The sequence below is a fragment of the Streptomyces sp. NBC_00510 genome (genome assembly GCA_036013505.1).
Taxonomy (GTDB): domain Bacteria; phylum Actinomycetota; class Actinomycetes; order Streptomycetales; family Streptomycetaceae; genus Actinacidiphila.
This window is the reverse complement of record CP107851.1, coordinates 2,557,348-2,577,507: the sequence shown is the minus strand read 5'-3', so window position 1 is coordinate 2,577,507 and position 20,160 is coordinate 2,557,348. Positions and strand designations below refer to the sequence as shown.

The window sequence follows — 20,160 nt, the reverse complement described above, 5'->3', positions numbered from 1 at the left end:
ACAGACAAGAAGGAAGCCACCATGAGTGAAAAGCCGCTCGCCGGGATCAAGGTGATCGACTTCACCGGGGTCCAGGCCGGCCCCGCCTGCACCCAGATGCTCGCCTGGTTCGGCGCCGACGTGATCAAGGTCGAGCGTCCCCAGGGCGGCGACGTGACCCGCAACCAGCTGCGGGACGACCCCGACCTGGACGCGCTGTACTTCACGATGCTCAACAGCAACAAGCGCTCGCTGGCCATCAACACCAAGACCCCCGAGGGCAAGGAGGTCATGGAGAAGCTGATCCGCGAGGCGGACATCCTGGTCGAGAACTTCGCGCCGGGTGCCATGGACCGCATGGGCCTGGGCTGGGAGCACATCCACGAGCTCAACCCGCGCCTGATCTTCGGCTCGGTCAAGGGCTTCAACGACGACTCGTCGTGGAACGACCTCAAGGTCTACGAGAACGTCGCCCAGGCCGCCGGCGGCGCCGCCTCCACCACCGGCTTCTGGGACGGCCCGCCGACCATCAGCGGCTCGGCCCTCGGCGACAGCAACACCGGCATGCACCTGATGATCGGCCTGCTGACGGCGATCATCCACCGCAACGCGACCGGTGTGGGCCAGAAGGTGTCGGTGTCCATGCAGGACGCCGTCCTCAACCTGACCCGCGTCAAGCTCCGCGACCAGCAGCGCCTGGAGAAGATCGGCTACCTGGAGGAGTACCCGCAGTACCCGAACGGCGAGTTCGGCGACGCGGTGCCCCGCGGCGGCAACGCCGGCGGCGGCGGCCAGCCGGGCTGGATCCTGAAGTGCAAGGGCTGGGAGACCGACCCCAACGCCTACATCTACTTCACGGTCCAGGAGCAGAACTGGAAGCGCACCGCCGAGGCCATCGGCCGGCCCGAGTGGGTCGACGACCCGGAGTACACGACCGCCAGGGCGCGGCAGCCGCACATCTTCGAGATCTTCGCGGAGATCGAGAAGTGGCTGGCCGACAAGACCAAGTACGAGGCGGTCGACATCCTGCGCAAGTGGGAGGTGCCCTGCGCGCCCGTCCTCAGCATGAAGGAGCTCGCCGAGGACCCGGACATGCGCAAGAGCGGCACGATCGTCGAGGTCGAGCAGAAGGGCCGCGGCACCTACCTGACGGTGGGCAGCCCCATCAAGTTCTCCAACTTCAAGCCCGAGATCAAGGGTGCCCCGCTGCTCGGCGAGCACGGCAGCGAGGTCCTGGCGGACCTGGGGTACGACGCGAACGACATCGTGGCCCTGCGCGAGAAGAAGATCATCGTCTGACCGGTTCCGCACAGTCCCACGTGTGCCCCGCGCGATCCGTGCGCGCGGGGCACACGTGCGTCCGGGGCGGTGTGCCGCGCGGCGCACGGCGAAGCCCCCGGCACCGAGGATCGGTGCCGGGGGCTCACCCGTGGGGAACGGGCCGGGTCAGACGGGCAGGATCACCCGAAGACCAGCTTGTCGTTCCAGCCGGAACCGATGACGGTCTTCACCGGTGCGTTCGTGTTGGTGGTGGACGGGTTGTAGATGGCCATGTGGCCGTCCGACGTGAACCGGGCCCAGATGTCCGGGATGCCGTCGTTGTTGATGTCCGGGATGCCGATCGCCGCGTTGACGTTGGCCTCGGTCCAGCTGGTGCCGAACGGGACGTCGCCGTTGAGCGAGTTGGCCGCCAGCATCAGGGAGTTGAGGTCGACACTGCCGGCGACGGAGCCGGGCTTGCCGTGCCGGGCGTACATGTTGCCGTTGTCCAGGTTGCGCCAGAGCAGGTCGGGCGTGCCGTCCTTGTTCATGTCGGCCAGGTTGACGATGTCGCGGCGGCCCCAGGCGTCGGGGTTCATCAGGGTCGCGGTCCGGAAGGTGGCGCCGCTGTAGCCGGAGAGCACCCAGAAGCCGATGTCGGTGCGCAGGACCAGGTCGGGCAGCTTGTCGCCGGTGATGTCGCCGATGGCCTTGAGCTGGGTCCAGGTGGACGGCGCGGGCGCGTTCGACGGGAGGCGGATCTTCAACCGCTGGCCGACGTCGAACGAGCCGTAGCCGTCGCCGGGGTAGAGCCAGAACGTGCCGTCCGGGTTCACGGCGAACAGGTCCGTGGTGCCGTCGCCCGGGTAGGCGTCCTGGTAGTGCGCGATGAGCGCGGCCTTGCCGGTTGTCGCGTTGTACCAGTGACCGGCCGGGTTCAGCGCGGGCTTGCCGTCCGCGCCCATGGTGTACGAGGACGTCAGCTGGCCGTACAGCTCGCCGCCCGGCTGACCCGGATACGTCCGCAGGACCCCGGTGTTGTCGATGACGAGCAGGTCGGCGGTGCCGTCGCCGCCCGTGTCACCCGGGGCGTCGGCGTTGTCCTTCGGCGGGACGTAGGTCGTGTAGTCCGTCCGCGCGCTCGCATTTCCGAGGCTGTCGTAGGCGTAGACCTGCAGCGTGTTGGGGCCGGCGTTCAGCGGCCGCAGGTCGGGGACGGTGGCGATGCCGTTAGCGTCGGCGTTGACCGAGACCGCGCCGACCCCGCCCCACGCGTAGGTGAACCTCGCGGCCCCCGGCGATTCGAAGGTGATCGGTCCGGTCAGGCCGAACTTCACCGTCGCCCACGTGGCGCCGTCCGACGTGGCCCTGGGGAACACGTCGCTGGCGACGATGGGCTGCGACGGTCCGCTCGGGTCCACCGTGATGCGGCAGGGCTCGGTGCCCGGCGGGTAGTTGGTGGACGTCGCACCCGCCGAGTCCTTGCCCATGGCGTCCCAGGAGAAGGTGGTGTTGGTGGTGATGTCCTTCAGCAGCGGGTCGCTGGACGGGATGGTGTACGTGGCGGTGCCGCCGGAGCTGCCGATCGGGATCTCGACACCGGCCGGGACCGTGCCGCCGGTCTTCCAGAACCGGAAGCGGACCTTGCTCATGTTGTTGTCGGGGTCCTTGGCGGTCACCGACAGGGTGATGTTGGTCTTGCCGACCGTCACGCCCGCGCCGGGGCCGGGCGTGCAGGGGCCGCCGGGCTTCGAGGAACCGCCGGTGGGCTCGGACGGGTTGCGGTTGTAGACGGCCTCGATGGTCGCGGAGGTCGCCTTGAACTTGCGCCAGGTCTGCGTGTCGGACTCGCTCGTGGCCCGCATGCCCAGGGTGACGGTCGAATCGCCCCTGTCGGTGGCGTACTGGGCGGCGTCCTTGACGTTGAAGGCCTCGTACTCGTCCGGGCAGGAGGTCGACCAGCCGTGCGCGAAGGACTTGCGCTGGATCTCGTCGGACCAGCTGGGCTGCGCGTTCCAGGTCGTGCCGGACGAGATCGCGCCGGTGCGCCACAGCTGGAACTCGCGGTCCGTGCAGGACCAGGAGTGGTTGTTGAGCACCTTGAAGGTCGCGCTGGTGATGTCCGCGCCCTTGATGGCCTTGTTCCAGTCCATGCGCCAGAAGGAGCGGGCGGTGCCGCCGGTGTCGGACTCGTGGCCCACGCGGGCGTCGGAGGTTCCGGAGGAGAAGTTGGTGCCATTGAAGAAACTGGTGCTCGGGTACGGCTTGTAGGCCACCGTCCACGCGTCCCAGCCGGGGTTCAGCGGCGGGTCGACGTACAGCGGGTACGTGACGTCCTCGCGCGCCGCGAGACCGGAGGCGGCGAAGCCGAGGCCGAGCCGGGCGGTGTGGGTGTCCTCGCCGTCCAGGGTGATCGGCAGCGGCGCGGACTGCGCGCCGGGCTCGATGCCGGTCAGGCCCGACAGCTTCAGCACGTCGGCCGGGGTGGCGACGGACGTACGGTCCGGGGTGCCCTCGGGCAGCTCGGGGTCACGGCCGCTGGAGTCCCACGCGAACGGCGTCGGGATCGTGCCGACTTCCTTGCCGGCCTTGTCCAGGACCTGGACCCGGCTGGCCTTGCGGTCCTGCCGGAACACGGCCGTGGCGGAGCGCAGGCCGTACGAGACGGTCCTGAGCGCTTCCTGCCGCGCGGCCTCGGGCGTCTTGACGATCAGGACCTGTGCCATACCGCCCTCCTCGCGGGCGACGAGCAGCAGGTCGACGCCGGGGAGGACCTCGGAGTACAGGGCGCGCGGCCCGTCGAGGACCGGCTCGGGCAACGCGTCCGGCCAGGTGTACGCGACGGTGTGGCCGTCGAGTTCGACCTCGGCGAGCACCGTCTCACCCGGCGTCTCGGTGCGGGCGTACGAGCGGTCGGCGCGCGTCTTGCGGGCATCGCCGCTCGCGAAGCGGACGGGAACGGCCGGGTTCGCGGGTGCGATGCCAAGGCCCTTGGGGGCCTTGGCCGTTCGCTTCAGGGTGTTGTCGACCGGGGCCCACTCGCCCTTGGCGTTCTTCGCCCTGGTCGGTGCGGCCGTGATCCGGGTCTTGAAGTGGCCGTCGGGCAGCGCCCAGGTCAGCGTGGTGGCGCTGGTCGCGGTGTCGACGAGTACCTGCTTGTGGGTGCGCACGGCCTGGGCCATCGCGGTGGCCTCGTCGCGCGGGCCGGTGGAGACGGGGGTGGCGTCGGTGGTGCCGCGGCCGGCGGTGGCCGGGGAAGGGGCGCCCGGCTGCCACCACGGCAGCAGGGCGGCGGTCAGGGCGGCCAGCACGAGGCCGAGGGTCAGGGACAGCCGCGTGCGCGTGCGCACGAATGGGCTGAGAAATCGAGGCGGCGCGGTCACGGCGGTCTACTCCCGTGGGAACCAGACGGATTGAGGACAGCACAGACAGCCCCGGTCGGCAGGCCGCGGGGCAGAAGGCGGGCACACGATCACACGTGTGAAGTCTTTACGTCCACGGGTGAAGATTTTATGAATCCGTTACATGGGCGTGGAGCGGACTTGACCGGCTGTTAACTGAGTCCGGTTTGCGGCAATTCCGGGGCCGCATTGGTGCTGATCATTGGATTTCCACCATCCTTCTGATTGGCCGTTACTGGAGCGGTCTGATCCGTTACGCACCGTGTCGCAGATCACTTTCGCGGGCTTTTGGCACCCCGCGGTGATCTTGCATATGCGGCGGACATGACAGAAGGTGCCACATGCATGCGCCTGAGCCAGGGGTGTGCCTATTGGTGTTTCCGCACCTCGTCCGTCGTTTGAATCGCCAGGGTGGGAGTCGACGCGTATGCGTGCTTCAGGTCGGCTGTCGTGGCTGGGGCGGGGACGCCCAGCCATGACGGAGTCACAACGATGGCGCCGGCGGCGAAGCCGCACGGGGGTCGTCCTTCTGCTGTCCTCGACACTGACCATGACCAGCCTGGGCAGTGAGGCGCTCGCCGTTCCCGGGCCCGGCATGAACCGCGAGAAGTCGATCGCCGAGGTCGACCTCCCGGATCTGCCGAAGGCCACCGAGGTCGAGGGCGACGAGCTGGCCGACAAGACCCTGACCCTCGCACCGGAGAACCCGGTCACCTCGTACACCCCCACCGCCACCGCGGCGTGGACCTCCGGCACCGGTCAGGCCACGCTCGACGCGAGCAGCGCGCCCGGCACCACCAAGCCGGTCAGCAACGACCTGCCGGTCGCCATCGGCGTCCCCGAGGGCGGTGACGCCGCCGCCCTCGCCGGTGACTGGACCGTGGGCGTGGCCCCGCAGACGACCTCGCAGGACGCGGGCGTCTCCGGCATCATCATGAAGCTCACCCCGCCGGCCACGGTCGACCCGGCCGCCGAAGTGGCGATCAGCATCGACACCGCGGGCTTCGCCGACCTCTACGGACCGCAGGCCGTCGAGCGCTTCGGTCTGATGCTGCTGCCCGAGTGCGTCTACTCCTCCCCGACCGAGGGCGACTGCGCCGAGGACGGCGGTACGAGCACGATGTCCCTCTCCGACGGGGACAAGAACGTCAAGAACGGCAGGAAGAACTTCCAGCGCCTGCGCAGCACGGTGACGACCGTGGCCGCCAAGGACGCGCCGACCAACGCCAAGACGGCGAAGAACACCCCCACCCACAAGATCCTCAGCGGCACCATCCCGGTCTCCAGCCTCGTCGACGAGGGCTTCGTCCCCTCCGGGGCGACCAAGGCCTCCTACCGGGAGGGCGTCCAGCCCGCGGTCTCCGCGGGCGGCGGCGCCGCCGTCGGTGGCCTCGACACCGGCTCGTCGGCGACCGGTGACTTCACGGCCTCGCCGCTGCTGTCCTCCGGCTCCTGGTCGTCGGGCTCCTCCTCGGGCGCCTTCACGTACTCGTACGACGTCCAGGTCCCGGAGACCGCCGGCGGCCTGATGCCGAAGGTCAACCTGGCGTACTCCTCGCAGTCCGTCGACGGCCGCACGTCCTCGACGAACAACCAGGCCTCCTGGATCGGCGACGGCTGGGACTACAACGCGGGTTCCATCACCCGCACGTACGCCAACTGCCGCCAGGACTCCAAGAAGGCCGGCTCCAACAACGCCACCCACCGCACCGCGGACCTGTGCTGGGGTTCGGAGAACGCCACCCTCTCCCTCGGCGGCATGACCACCGAGCTGGTCTGGGACAAGACCCAGAGCAAGTGGTTCACGGCCAACGGCGACGGCTCCACCGTCCAGGTGATCAAGGGCGAGGCCACCGGCAACGGCGCCAAGGACGGCGAGTACTGGGTCGTCACCACCAAGGACGGCACGAAGTACCACTTCGGCAAGAACAAGCTCCCGGGCTGGTCGGACCACGGCACCGCCGCCGACGACCCGACCACCGACTCGGTGCTCACGGTCCCGGTCTACGGCAACCACTCGGGTGAGGACTGCTACAAGGGCCCGACGACCACCGACTGGACGAACTCCTGGTGCACGCAGGGCTGGCGCTGGGGCCTCGACTACATCGAGGACGTCCACGGCAACGCCATGTCGCTGTGGTGGAAGAAGGACGCCCCGAACTACTACGCCCGCAACTTCAACTTCAAGGCGCCGGTCCCCTACGACCGTGACGGCTGGCTCGACCACATCGACTACGGCCAGCGCAACAACAGCATCTTCACGGCCGAGGCCCCGGCCCGGGTCGGCTTCAAGGTGGCGGAGCGCTGCTACACCGTCGACGACGTCACCTGCTCCGACGCCAACTTCGCCTCCAAGGACCCGCGCAACTACCGGCCCTGGTTCGACACCCCGGCCGACCTGCGCTGCGAGGCCGGCAAGAAGTGCTGGAACGCCGGTCCGTCCTTCTGGACCCGCAAGCGCCTCGACAAGATCACGACCTCGGCCCAGCGGCTCACCACCACCACGGCCCGCCAGGTCGTCGACGAGTACCAGCTGAAGCAGAGCTTCGCCAAGCTGCTGACCGGCCCGAACACGGCCCTGTGGCTGGAGTCGGTCCAGCGCACCGGCTACGCCCGCAAGGGTTCCACCGACGCGAGCGTGAAGCTCAACACGGTGCGGTTCGAGCCCAACGCCGAGGACATGCCGAACCGCGTCAAGAAGGTCCACCCGTCGCGTCCCGGCTTCTCCCGGCTGCGCATCGGCCGCGTCGTCAACGAGTACGGCGGCGAGACCATCGTCACGTACAAGCCGATCGAGGGCGACTGCCTTTCCGGCAACCTGCCCGTGCTCGACCAGCAGCCCGGCGAGGACAGGGCCACGGCCATGGCCAGGCTGCAGGCCCAGCTCAAGGTGAACGACCGGCTCTGCTACCCGTCGTTCTGGAACCCCGACCCCGAGGTCGAGGACGTCGACTGGTTCCACAAGTACGTGGTGGACACCGTCGAGGAACTGCCGAACATCGACGGCAACTTCACCACCAGGACGGAGTACCGGTACAAGAACCCGGCCTGGAAGCTCGCCGAGGCCGAGTTCACCAAGAAGTCCCAGCGCACCTACTCGCAGTTCGCGGGCGTCGAGCAGACCACGGTCCTGACGGGTCCGGTCGTCGAGGACACTCCGGACACCGTCAACCAGCGCTCCAAGTCCGTCACCCGCTTCTTCCGGGGTCTCGGCGACACCGTGTCCGTCAAGGACATCACCGGCGCCGAGATCGCCAAGGACCGGGAGCCGTTCGCCGGCCGGATCGCCGAGGAGATCACGTACACCGACTCCACCAAGGCCGACTCCGACTGGCTGTCCCGCTCGATCACCAAGCCCGAGGCCACCGAGCTCGCCAAGCGCGACCGCGACGACGGCCTGAGCCCGCTGCGGGCCTGGCGGGTCACGGAGCCCGAGGAGATCGCGTACACCAGGTCGTCCGGCACCAACACCGACGACCCGCGCACCCTGCGCACGGTCAAGACGAACACGACGTACGACGCGACCTACGGTCTGCCGACCCTGGTGGAGTCCCTGGGCGACGCCGACTCCACCAAGACCGGTGACGAGTCCTGCACCAAGCTGGAGTACCTGCACCGGACCGACAAGAACCTCATCGGTCTGTCCAAGCAGGTCCTGGTCTCGCCGACGACCTGCGAGAACGCCAACTGGGCCGACCTGTCGACCCTCAGCGGCGGCCAACGCACCGCGTACGACGGCACGTCGTACGGTACGGCGCTCGGCTCCTCGACCCGCGGCCTGGCCACCGAGGCGTGGTCGCTCAACGGCGCCGGCACCGGCTTCCAGACCGCCGGTACCAAGGAGTTCGACGCCGTCGGACGCGTGGTCAAGGAGACCCCGGCGGACCAGCTGACCCAGCAGAATCCGAAGTCCGCCACGATCACCTACGACTCCATAGGACCGGCCACGGGCCAGGTCTTCAAGGTCACCACGACCAACGTCCTCGGACACAGCCAGATCCAGGAACTGGAGCCGGGCCGCTCGGTCACCGTCAAGACGACCGACGCCAACAACCAGGTCAGCGAGGCCGTGTACGACCCGCTGGGCCGGCTCGCCGAGGCCTGGGCCCCGGGCCGTACCCCCGGCAACGGCGTGGCGGACTTCCGCGCGGTCTACACGATCCCGGCGGAGGAGACCGACCCCACCGACGCCAACATCAAGATCCGCAAGCCTCCGTACGTCACCACGTACGCACGTGGCTACGAGGACCGCATCGAGACCTCCGTCACCCTCTACGACGGCCTCGGCCGCGAGCGGCAGACGCAGGAGGAGGCCGACAACGACGCCGGCTGGCTCATCACCGACACCCTGTACAACAACTCCGGTGAGGTCTACCAGACCAACAACGCCTACCTGACCCAGGAGGCGAAGCCGGGCGAGCTCTTCAGCCCGCTCGCAGACACGGCCGTCCCCAACATCACGCGCTACACCTACGACGGTCTCGGCCGCGTGCTGAAGGAGACGCCGTACCTCAAGTGGATCGACCCGGACACCAAGGAGTCCTTCTCCAAGGCGTACGAGGACCGGGCCGTCCGCTACGAGTACGGTGAGGACTGGTCGAAGGTCATCCAGCCGGAGGGCGACTCGTCCTACCGCGTCTGGACCGACGCGACCGGCCGTACCGTCCGGACGGACACTTTCAACCCGGCGGCACCCGGCGGGTTCACGTCGACGCGCTACGAGTTCGACACGCGCGGCCAGATCAAGAAGGCGACCGCCTCGGCGGACGACACGCACCCGTGGTCGTGGACGTACAACCACAACGGCCAGGTGGAGACGGCCACCGACCCTGACTCGGGCACGACCCGTACGACGTACGACGCCTTCGGCCGGCCTCTGACGGCCACGAACGACCGAGGCGTCAAGGTCTGGAACAGCTACGACGAGCTGTCGCGGCCCAAGCAGCAGCGCCTCAACGACGCCGCCGGCACCCTGCTCTCGGAGTACACGTACGACTCCGCCACGGGCGGCAAGGGCATGCCCGCCACCGCCACCCGTTACACCGACGGCCTCGCGTACACGCAGACGGTCAACGGCTACACGAAGGACTACCAGCCGACCTCGACCACGCTGTCCCTGCCGCAGTCCATCGTCGACACCTGGGGCCTGAAGAAGGAATACAGGTACGACTACACGTACAACGACAACGGGATGCTGGACGAGTCCACCGTTCCGGCGGTGGGCAACTTCGAGGCGGAGAAGCTGGTCGTCCGCTACAACAAGGACGGCAATCCGCTCTCGGTCTCCGGCAAGGACTGGTACGGCTCCGAGACCGCCTACGACGCCTACGGCCAGGTGCTGCGCTCCACGCTCGGTGCCCAGCCGTACCGCGTGTGGACGCAGAACTCGTTCGACGAGGGCAGCGGCGAGCTCACGGAGCAGTCGGTCTACCGCGAGAAGACCGACGACAAGACCGTCGTCGGCGGCAACCTGGTGTCCAACCGGGCGTACACCTACGACCCGGCCGGCAACGTCACTTCGATCCAGGAGAAGTCCGACGGGATCGCGGAGCGTCAGTGCTTCGTCTACGACCCGATGGGCCAGCTGAAGTCGGCCTGGACCGCCAAGGACCAGACGACCTGCGTCAACCCGAGGAACCCGGACGGCTCGCTCAACAAGAACGCGGACGGCACGCTCCGGGTCGCCGCAGGCGCGGACGCTTCCGGCTACTGGCAGGAGTACGAGTACGACCTGCTCGGCAACCGCACCAAGCTGACCGAGAACGACCTCGCCGGCGACACCACCAAGAACGCCGTCAGCACGTACGCGTACGGCAAGAACGCCGCCAAGGACCAGCCGCACACGCTGACCAAGGTGTCGAAGACCTACAAGACCCCCGCGGGTGCGCAGGTCACGGCCGAGGCCACGCGTCTGTACGAGCTGACCGGTGAGACCAAGTCGGTCACCTCGGTCCAGAACGGCGACAAGCAGGACCTGACCTGGACCTACGACGGTCAGGTCGACCGGATCACCGGCCAGGGTTCGGGCGGCAAGACCTCGTACGTGGGTCTCGGGCAGAAGTGCCTCGACCTCAAGGGCGGTCTTCCGTCGGCCAACCAGGTGATCCAGCTCTACTCCTGCAACTCCTCGGGGGCGCAGAAGTTCAAGTTCACCGCCACGCCGGGGCAGGGCAACTCCAACCGGGGCACGCTCTCGACGCAGGACACCTGGTGCCTCCAGCCCACCGCGGCGTCGGTGGGGTCGGCGGTGCAGATCCGCAAGTGCGACGGTTCCGCCCTGCAGGAGCTGCAACGCAACGCCGTCGGGCAGCTCATGCTGGCCGGCACTCCCAGCCTGTGCCTCGCGGTCCAAGGCGCCGTCAACGCCAACTCGACCCCCGTCGTGCTGGCGACGTGTGACGGTTCCTCCGCGGCACAGCTGTGGGAGCCGCAGAACGACACCCGTCACATCTACGGCCCCGACGGTTCCCGCCTGCTCACCATCCAGGGCAAGCAGGCCACGCTGCACCTGGGCGAGGCCGAGGTCACCGTCCAGAAGGGCGGTGTCCTGGTCAGCACCCAGCGCACCTACGCGGCGCCCGGCGGCGCGGTCATGCGCTACGCCTACGGCACCGGCTCGGACGTCCTGGTCGCCCAGACCACGGACCACCAGGGCAGCGCCTACACCGAGGTCGTCCTCAGCGGCACCATGAAGGTGCGCATCCGCAAGCAGGACCCCTTCGGCAACGAGCGCGGCAGCGCCGGTGCCGGCCTGCAGAACCACAAGGGATTCCTGGGTCAGACCACGGACGACGCCTCCGGCTACCAGCCGCTCGGTGTCCGTCTCTACGACCCGGTGGTCGGACGCTTCCTGTCCGCCGACCCGCTGCTCGACCTGAACGACCCGCTGCAGTCCAACGGGTACGCCTACGCGCAGAACAATCCGGTCACGTACTCCGACCCGACCGGTGAGTCGATCGTCCTGACCGCTTCGGAGAAGGCCGCGGCCCTCGCCGGCGCGGGTCTGTCCGCGGCGCAGGTCGCGCAGGCGCAGTCGATGCAGGGCAGGTCCCTCACCTCCGTCATCCTGGCGGTCGCATGGGAGACGCTGAAGGACTTCATCGGCATCAACGACGCCATCGCCTGCTTCGGCGGCGACATGTGGTCCTGCGTCAGCATCGCGGTCGACGCCATCCCGTGGGCCAAGCTGGGGAAGATCCCGGCGGTGATCAAGGCGGTCAACCGCACCATCGACGCCATCAAGGCGTTCAAGGTCGCCAAGCGGGCCGCCGAGGCCGTCCTCAAGGCAGCCAAGGCCGCAGAGTCAGCCGCGCTACGGGCCAAGAAGCTGGCCATCGAGAGGGCCAAGAAGGAAGCCGCACAAAGGGCCAAGAAGAAGGCGGCCGAGGCCGCAAAGAGAAGAGCCGACGCAGCGGCCGCCGCGAAGCGGAAGACCGGTAACCCCACACAGAAGCAGTCCCAGGCCAAGGCCGCACCCAAGTCCTCCTCGCACTCCGGCGGAGGCAAGGGCGGCGGCAGCAAGTCCGGAGGCGGCGGAGGCGGCGGCAAGTCCGGCGGTTCCTCCCGCAGCAACGGCGGCAGCAGCGGGAACGGCGGTTCCGGCAAGGCCGGGGAGGGCGACACCTGCAACAGCTTTGTGCCGGGCACGAAGGTGCTGATGGCCGACGGCTCCACCAAGGCGATCGAGAAGATCAAGGTTGGTGACAAGGTCGTCGCGACCGATCCCGAGTCCGGAGAGACCCGGATCGAGACGGTCACCGCCGAGATCAAGGGCCAGGGCCTCAAGCACCTGGTCAAGGTCACCATCGACATCGACGGCAAGCATGGCACCAAGACGGCCCAGGTCACCGCGACCGATGGCCATCCCTTCTGGGTAGCCGAGCTCGGCGAATGGATCAAGGCCACCGACCTGAAGTCGGGCCAGCGGCTCCGGACCAGTGCCGGCACGTATGTCCAGATCACGACGATCAAGCGCTGGACGGTCAAGCAGTCCGCGGTCAACAATCTGACTGTCTCCGACCTCCACACGTACTATGTGCTGGCGGGGGCTACCACCGCGCTGGTTCACAATTGCGGTGGCGAGATGCCGGATTCTTTCGGAAAACACGATGTCACGTGCGAGTGCATGGGTTCTGGCGAAAACATCACTTACGAGTCGGTTGCCGATGAGACCTCAACCAACATTGCCAATCACGCCAACGGAGAGGCTCTGCGTCCGGATGGAGATGGCACTCACTACGTGAGGGGAGTGCATCCGGGACGGATGGCCGAATATGCCGATGGAGTCATAAATGGCAATGTTCCAAACGTAGAACCCCCCCGAAATCTCCGTGCAGGCCGCAGGGCCTACTGGGATCCGGACAAGGGCGCGGTTGTCATCGTCGATGGAAATCGCGGCACGATGTTTACGCCGAAGACGGGACGGAAGTACTTTGACGAACTGAGTTGAGGTGGCGCGGCGTGAATATCAGGTTTAGCGGCGAGGAGTTCCGGATCCTTTGCCAGCTAATGAAGGAGGCGTCTAATGTTTCTCCCGACCGGGCATCCGCATCGTCTTTCTCGTACACGCATCTCACGAAACTTGTGGATGTTGTAAGACGCCTGAGGGAAGATCTGGCTGAGGCTTCCAGCGTGACCATGGTGGCCTCAGATGTCACTCAAATTCGACTGCTCCCTGAGAGTCGGGATGGTGATTTTGTGGTGGCTGTGGATCGGGAAATCATGGAGAGGTGGCAAGCTGTTGCAGAATTCCTGGGCTCGCTACATTCTCCGTATGAGATCTTCCTGCGAACTGGATACTCGCTAGAGCAGATCACGGAAGTGGTGCGAAAGCTTCCGCGGGGCGCGTAATGGAATTAATCGGATGAGCTGGCCGGTTCCCTTGGGGCTGTAGGGTGCCGAAATTCGCAGGTTGTCGTTGACCTGGGAGTTTCTGCTCGCATGATGGTGCTGAACGGCCCCGGATGAGACCGTTCATGCCCTTATGGTCGCCGACATCCACGCGTACTGTGACTGCTTCCGCAGGATGCGGTCCAAGGGGAAGGTTTTGTAGAGATTAAGCTCACACGCCTCCTCGACGTGTAACTCGTCACAAATAGGCCCTGACGGATGCAATCCGGCAGGGTCTATTTGGTACCTGGATCTGTGAAGGGCCCCACCGGAATGAAATCCCGGCGGGGCCCAGAGGCGTTTGACGGCAACGGTGACGGCAACGTCAGCGGACGACGGCTGTGGTAGGTGGGTCGTCGGGGTCGTTGCCGGTAGGGCTGAGGGCGTTGCCGAGGGTGTCGATGGCCTGGCGTTGGAGGCAGAGTCGTACGTGGGCGTAGACGCCGGCGGTGACGCCGATGTGGGCGTGACCCAACAACTCCTTGATCACGACGAGGTCGGCGCCCTGCTCCAGAAGCAGGGTGGCGGTCGAGTGCTGTAGGTCGTGGAACCGAATGCGGCGGAGCCCGGTCTAGGTGCTGTTTCTTGGATCTCCTGACGTGATCATGCGTGTGGGTTGAGGCTGTTCAGCATGGTTGGCCGAGGAGACCTGACGAATGCGGAGTGGGGGCGGCTGGAGCCGCTCCTGCCTCGTGGTGGTGCGCGTGGCGGTCGGTGGAGCGAGCATCGGAGGGTCATCAACGGGGTGCTGTTCCGGGCCAGGACGGGGGTGCCGTGGCGGGACCTGCCTGAGCGCTTCGGGCCGTGGGAAACGGTCTACAAACGGCATCGTCGCTGGTCGGCGGACGGCACGTGGGACATGCTGCTGGCGCGCGTGCAGGCGGCCGAGAACGCCGAGGGCAGGATCGACTGGGATGTGTCGGTGGACTCCACGACGGCCCGGGCCCATCAGCATGCCGCCGGCGCCCGCCAAGCGGCCCCGCCGGTTATTGCTCCTGAAAAGGGGCCCCGCAGCGGCGCAAACCGGGGCGATCCGGAGCTGGCGAGCCTGTCCGTCCGCCTGGCGGAGGTGGTCAGGCAGGCGAGTGCTTAGGCCGTTCACGCGGCGGCTTCACCACGAAGATCCACCTGTCGGCCGACGGCCGGTGCCGTCCGCTGTCCATCGTCCTGACGCCAGGTCAATACGGCGACAGCCCGCAGTTCCAGGCCGTACTGGAGAAGATCTCGGTGCCGTGCATCGGGCCCGGCAGGCCCCGCAACCGGCCGGACACCGTCAGCGCGGACAAGGCCTACAGCTCCCGCAGCAACCGCCGCTACCTGCGGCGACGCAAGATTCGGCACAGCATCCCCGAGCCGAAGGACCAGCGGGCCAACCGCCGCAGGCGCGGCTCGGCCGGCGGTCGGCCGACCGGCTTCGACAAACAGCGGTACAAGAAACGCAACGTCGTCGAGCGGGCGATCAACCGCCTCAAGAACTTCCGGGCCGTGGCCACCCGCTACGACAAACGCGCCTACACCTACCTCGGAACCGTCACCGTCGCAGCCCTGGTGATCTGGCTCCGCACATGATCCAAGAAACAGTGCCTAGTTGAGTAGTCGGCTGAAGCTGCGGGTGAGGTTGGCGGTTCGAGAGGGCTGCCCGTGGGGGTGGTGAACACGAGGCCGTTGTCCGACCCGCCCGTGCCCGCGGCCTGCCGTGCTTCCTCCTGCTGTTCCCGGTGAGTCTTCAGCGAGTTGACGCATTCGGTAGGGAAGACGATGCGACGTTCGGAGGCGCGGGTCTTGGTGCGCAGGACGGCCGGGCCGCCAGTGCGGGTGTGCTGGAGGGAACGGTGGATGGCGGCGGTTCCCGTGTTGAGGTCGAGGTCGTCCCAATGCAGCCCAAGGAGTTCGCCCCCACTGTTGGCATGGGGCGCCATTCATTCCGACTGGTGCCCCATGCCCCTTGGAATTTCCATGGCATGCCCCATCCTGTGGCATGAGGTACCTACGAGAGCTGTAAGAACCGGAACCGCGCGGTGGACGATGATTCAGGGTGTCGTGCCGCTGCTACCGGCCGGACAGTTGGGCCGTCCGTGTGGCAGGCGCATCTCGTCGCCGGCGGGCATGGCGGGGGAGTCGCGGGCGGCATGCTTCGCCGCGATGTACGTCTCGACGGGGTCGACATCAGACGGCCCCGCCGACACCCCGGCGTCATGTCGTGCAGCGCAGCAAGCCCGCCGCCTGCTTGGCCGTCACCAGGCGCCGGACGCCGTTCGCGACGAGCGTGCACACTTCGGTTCGCGGCGTATGGCGTTCCGGATGCCCTCTAGGCCATCGTGGGGACCTCGCGCCGCGGAGATGCCCGCCGGAAGGGGACCCACCCCGAAAAGGAACGTCAGCCTTCACAACCCCAAACGGGTCTTGGAAGCCGACATCCCTCACAGCCCGAGTCGGTCAACAGCAACCGCTGTTCCATACCGGGTAGAGAGTTCGTGCGGAGGAGGTCAGGTCGTCGTCTGGTCCGCCTTGGCGGCTGCCACCTGGCGGTACAGCTCCTTCTCCTTGGCGCGCCGCTCGGTGACGTCCCGGATGACGGCGCCGACGTAACCCGGCTGCCCTTCGGCGCCGTTCAGCAGCACCACGCTGAACTCGATCGACAGCTTCCGGCCGCCGGCGCCCACCGCGGGGACGGACAGGAGGTCGTCGTCCCCGTACTTGGTGGTGCCGCTGGCCATGGATTTGTCGAAACCGTCCCAGTGCCGCTGCCGGTGCCGTTCCGGGATGATCACGTCCAGACTGCGGCCGTCAACCTCGGCGGCGGAGAAACCGAAGATCCGCTCCGCTCCGTGATTCCAGTAGCGGATGAGTCCTTCGCTGTCGATGATCACTACGCCGTCGGGCGCCTGGGCCGTCATGCCCAGCACTACCTCGGGGTCCAGGTCTGCCATGTCGCCTCCGAGCTCTCCGTGTTGGTATGCAGAATACAGTCGTCAGGCCGGAGGTGGGAGGGCCCGGAGCCTGCGGGCAGCGGCACGTCGGGTGGGCGTGCGGCCCGAGGAGGGCGGCGTGCCAGTCGGCGGCGGCCATGTCCTGCTCCGGGTCGGCGCAGGAGAGCAACCGCCGCGACGAGGGCGACCAGGCGAAGACGGCGTCCTGGCCGAAACGGCGGCCCATCGCGCGGGCCTGCGCGTCGTCCATGCCGACCACGGCCGCGCCGGGTTCGGCGTGGGCGCCGGAAGGGTCGCCGCCGACGGCGGGCCACCAGGGCAGTCCCGCGACGCCGATGCGGTGCAGCAGTGCGTGGTGCGCACGGAGGTTGGCCTGCGTGGTGGCGTCGCGTCCCCCGGGATTGAAGGCGGTGACGATGTGGATCGTCCCGCCGGGGAACGGGTACGCCAGACCCGGTCGGCCCCGCCGTCCGGTGGTCGGCATGACGCGGAGCGTGTGGGCGGGGAAAGCGATGTCCACGACCGCGCGCAGGTGGAACGGCCACTGCGTCGGCCGGGCGGGACGAGGGGCATCAGGCACAAGGGTCTCCTCTGAAAGGGACCCCCTTACCTGCCGGCAGGGAGATCTGCGGGCCGCGGATGCGGCGAGCTCGGGCCGGTCAAGTGCCGTGCACCTGACCGGCGGTGATGCTCGCACAGCGCCCGGCGCGACGTCCAGAGGCCGCAGCCGGGGTGTCGCGCCGCGTGCGCGGCAACGTCGTCCGGCGGCCACATTGGCCGGAAACCGTCCTGCCCTCTCGTGGCGCGAGGCGACTCGCCCCCCATGCGGGCCCACGGCGGCGTCGCGGCATGGCGGGGCGGCCGGCGACGAGGCTTCCCTTGACCGCCGGGTACCGCCACCGGTCCGGAGGGGCGCTTGTGGGCAGCCGGCAGCGTCGGGCTGACCTGCGATGACGGTAGGTCAGCGCACCGACGGTGCCTTCGTGGTGCGAGCCCGGTAGTACGCGGCAGCCGATGTCCGGAGCGGGCGGCCGGGCGTCGCCGACCACCACGCCCGGATCCCTGCGAGGTCTAACAGACCAGGTAGGGCCCCGCTTTGTGACACCACGGCGAGCGTCTCTCCGGAATCCGGACAATGATCTCCGCACTCGTGACACCGGGACCGGCCGCTGCAAGCATCTGGGGCTGTGTTCGGGCCACTTCAGGGGGCGAGGGCGGCTCCGACGCAGCCACGTCCCCACCGTCCGCGCATCGCCCCCACTCACAAGGAGCCTCAGGAGTGACGAGCACCTTCCGCGCCACCCGGTCCACGCCATCCACAGCGCGGTCGTCAGGGCGCAGACGTGCCGTGGCGACCGCGACCGTCACCATGGCGACGCTGATCGCGTCCGTCCTGCCCCTCGCCTCGGCGGGCGCGCAGGAGAGCCCGCAGGGGACCATGGCGTCCTCCGTGCCCGGGGCGCGGACGGTCCCGCTCACCGCCGCGCAGCGCGGGCAGATGCTCAAGGCCGCCGCCGGTACGAGCGCGGGTACGGCCGAGTCGCTGAGGCTCGGCGACGAGGAGCAGCTGATACCGAGGGACGTCGTCAAGGACGTCGACGGTACCGTCCACACGCGGTACGAGCGGACCTTCGCCGGTCTTCCCGTCCTCGGTGGCGACCTGGTGGTGCACGAGCGGGCAGGCGCCCGCACGGTCACCAAGGCTTCGGCCGCGAGGCTCACGGTGCCGACGACCAAGCCCGCCCTCGCGTCGGCGGAGGCACGGAAGTCGGCCCTGGACATCGCCGGCCAGGAAAAGACCCGCAAAGCCGCGGTGGACCGCGCCCCGCGCCTGGTGGTCTGGGCGTCGACCGGCGCACCGACCCTCGCCTGGGAGTCCGTCGTCACCGGCGTCCAGAAGGACGGCACCCCCAGCCGCCTCCAGGTGGTCACCGACGCGAAGACCGGCAAGCAGCTCTCGAGCGTCGAGCAGATCCACTCCGGTACGGGCAACGGCCAGCACAACGGCACCGTGCAGATCGGCTCCGTCCGCAACGGCGACGTCTTCGAACTGGTGGACGCCGAGCGTGGCGGCAACGCGGCGTACGACTACGACACCCGCGAGGTCATGACGGACGACGACGACGTCTGGGGCGACGGCACGCCGTCCAACCGCCAGACGGCCGCCGTCGACGCGGCCTACGGCGCCCAGCAGACCTGGGACTTCTTCCACTCCCGCTACGGCCGCGACGGCATCGCGGGTGACGGCGTCGGAGCGCGCTCCTACGTCCACGTCGGCGACCGGTACGTCAACGCGTACTGGGACGACGAGTGCTTCTGCATGAACTACGGCGACGGCGAGGACAACGCACGGCCGTTGACCGCCCTGGACATCTCCGGCCACGAGATGACGCACGGCATCACCTCGGCCACCGCGGGCCTGGTCTACAGCGGCGAGTCCGGCGGCCTGAACGAGGCCACCAGCGACATCATGGGCACCGCGGTGGAATTCTTCACGAACAGCCCCAAGGACGTGCCGGACTACCTCATCGCCGAGAAGGTCGACGTCTACGGCACCGGCGTACCGCTGCGCTACATGGACCAGCCGTCCAAGGACGACGTGGGCTACGGCGCGTCCCAGGACTACTGGACCACCGACACCAAGCACCTCGACCCGCACCAGAGCTCGGGCCCGGCGAACCACTTCTTCTACCTGCTCTCCGAGGGCAGCGGCAAGAAGACGATCAACGGCGTCCGCTACGACAGCCCGACCGCCGACGGCAAGGCGGTCTCCGGTATCGGCCGCGAGTCGGCCACCGACATCTGGTACCGCGCGCTGACCGTCTACATGACCAGCACCACGGACTACGCCGGTGCGCGCGCCGCCACGCTCCAGGCCGCCGCCGACCTCTACGGGATGGGCAGCAACAAGTACGAGGCGGTCGGCAACGCCTGGGCCGCCGTCAAGGTCGGCTACCGCTTCGTCGACCACATCGCGGTCGACAGCACGAACCCGCGGCGGACGGCGACCGGCCAGCAGGTCACCTGGCAGATCCAGGCACAGAGCTCCCGCCCCGGCCCCCTCACCTACTCCGCCAAGGGCCTCCCGCGCGGCATGTCCATCAACGCCAGGACCGGCCTGGTCTCCGGGACCCCGGTGAAGGGCGGCGAGTACCGGCCCTCCGTCACCGTCACGGACGCGGCCGGCAACTGCCGTACCGTCCACTACCAGTGGACCGTCCTCGCCTCCGGCGGTGACGTCTTCGTCAACCCGAACCGGTACGACATCCCCAACTGGGCGGTGATCGAGAGCCCGGTCACCGTCAGCGGCCGCAACGGCAACGCCCCGGCCGACCTCAAGGTGACCGTCGACCTCTACGCCGTCCACGTCGGCTTCTACGTCATCGACCTGGTCAGCGAGGACGGGCAGGTCATCCCGGTCAAGGGCTGGTCGCAGGGCCCCGTCGCCATCCCCGAACTGCACCAGACGTTCACCGTCGACGCCTCCGCCGTCCCGGCCAACGGCACCTGGAAGCTCCGGGTCAGGGACAACACCCCCGGCAACTTCCACGTCCTCCCCGGCTACCTCGACACCTGGAGCCTGGGCTTCTGAGCAGCCTCCTCGCGGGGCGCGGCCTCACGACCCGGCGGATGCCCGGGCGTGAGGCCGCACCTCGTTCCCGCCGGTCGACGCCTTCCACGAGGCTCGGCGCATCGCGAGA

At 68.2% G+C, this 20,160-nt stretch carries 6 protein-coding genes and 3 pseudogenes; 5 read left to right on the top strand and 4 right to left on the bottom strand.

Annotation, left to right across the window (positions count from 1 at the left end; genetic code table 11):
* The first annotated feature begins 21 nt into the window (after positions 1-21).
* The gene (frc, locus tag OG937_11305) at positions 22-1,278 is read left to right on the top strand and encodes a formyl-CoA transferase (GenBank protein ID WUD72222.1); all 1,257 of its coding nucleotides are present in this window, start codon (positions 22-24) and stop codon (positions 1,276-1,278) included.
* A 161-nt stretch (positions 1,279-1,439) separates the two neighbouring features.
* Here the strand turns inward: frc and OG937_11300 are convergent, their stop codons facing one another.
* Positions 1,440-4,622 (bottom strand): DNRLRE domain-containing protein, encoded by a 3,183-nt coding sequence (locus OG937_11300; GenBank protein ID WUD72221.1) that lies wholly within the window; start codon positions 4,620-4,622, stop codon positions 1,440-1,442.
* Positions 4,623-5,190: 568 nt separating this feature from the next.
* On the opposite strand from OG937_11300, the gene OG937_11295 reads away from it, so the two are divergent.
* Both OG937_11295 and OG937_11290 read left to right on the top strand, forming a co-directional pair.
* Positions 5,191-13,089: a polymorphic toxin-type HINT domain-containing protein gene (locus OG937_11295; GenBank protein WUD72220.1), complete on the top strand. Its 7,899-nt coding sequence runs from the start codon at positions 5,191-5,193 to the stop codon at positions 13,087-13,089.
* Positions 13,090-13,100: 11 nt separating this feature from the next.
* Complete coding sequence (locus OG937_11290; protein WUD72219.1) at positions 13,101-13,490, top strand: hypothetical protein; 390 nt, start codon at positions 13,101-13,103, stop codon at positions 13,488-13,490.
* A gap of 364 nt (positions 13,491-13,854) precedes the next feature.
* Here OG937_11290 and OG937_11285 read toward each other — a convergent pair.
* A pseudogene (locus tag OG937_11285) lies at positions 13,855-14,097 on the bottom strand (tyrosine-type recombinase/integrase).
* A gap of 63 nt (positions 14,098-14,160) precedes the next feature.
* Here OG937_11285 and OG937_11280 point away from each other — a divergent pair.
* Positions 14,161-15,098 (top strand): annotated as a pseudogene (locus tag OG937_11280) (IS5 family transposase).
* 53 nt (positions 15,099-15,151) lie between these two features.
* On the opposite strand, the pseudogene OG937_11275 reads toward OG937_11280, so the two are convergent.
* Together OG937_11275 and OG937_11270 are read right to left on the bottom strand one after the other, a co-directional pair.
* Positions 15,152-15,424: pseudogene (locus tag OG937_11275) on the bottom strand (site-specific integrase).
* Between the two features lie 591 nt (positions 15,425-16,015).
* Positions 16,016-16,459, bottom strand: a complete 444-nt coding sequence (locus tag OG937_11270) for a PAS domain S-box protein (GenBank protein ID WUD72218.1) — start codon at positions 16,457-16,459, stop codon at positions 16,016-16,018.
* Between the two features lie 1,348 nt (positions 16,460-17,807).
* On the opposite strand from OG937_11270, the gene OG937_11265 reads away from it, so the two are divergent.
* Positions 17,808-20,051: a M4 family metallopeptidase gene (locus OG937_11265; protein ID WUD72217.1), complete on the top strand. Its 2,244-nt coding sequence runs from the start codon at positions 17,808-17,810 to the stop codon at positions 20,049-20,051.
* Positions 20,052-20,160 lie beyond the last annotated feature (109 nt).

Excerpts from the sequence above, each read along its gene's own strand:
- OG937_11270 (WUD72218.1), bottom strand. The coding sequence starts at position 16,459 with ATGGCAGACCTGGACCCCGAGGTAGTGCTGGGCATGACGGCCCAGGCG.
- frc (WUD72222.1), top strand. The coding sequence starts at position 22 with ATGAGTGAAAAGCCGCTCGCCGGGATCAAGGTGATCGACTTCACCGGG.
- OG937_11295 (WUD72220.1), top strand. The coding sequence starts at position 5,191 with ATGACCAGCCTGGGCAGTGAGGCGCTCGCCGTTCCCGGGCCCGGCATG.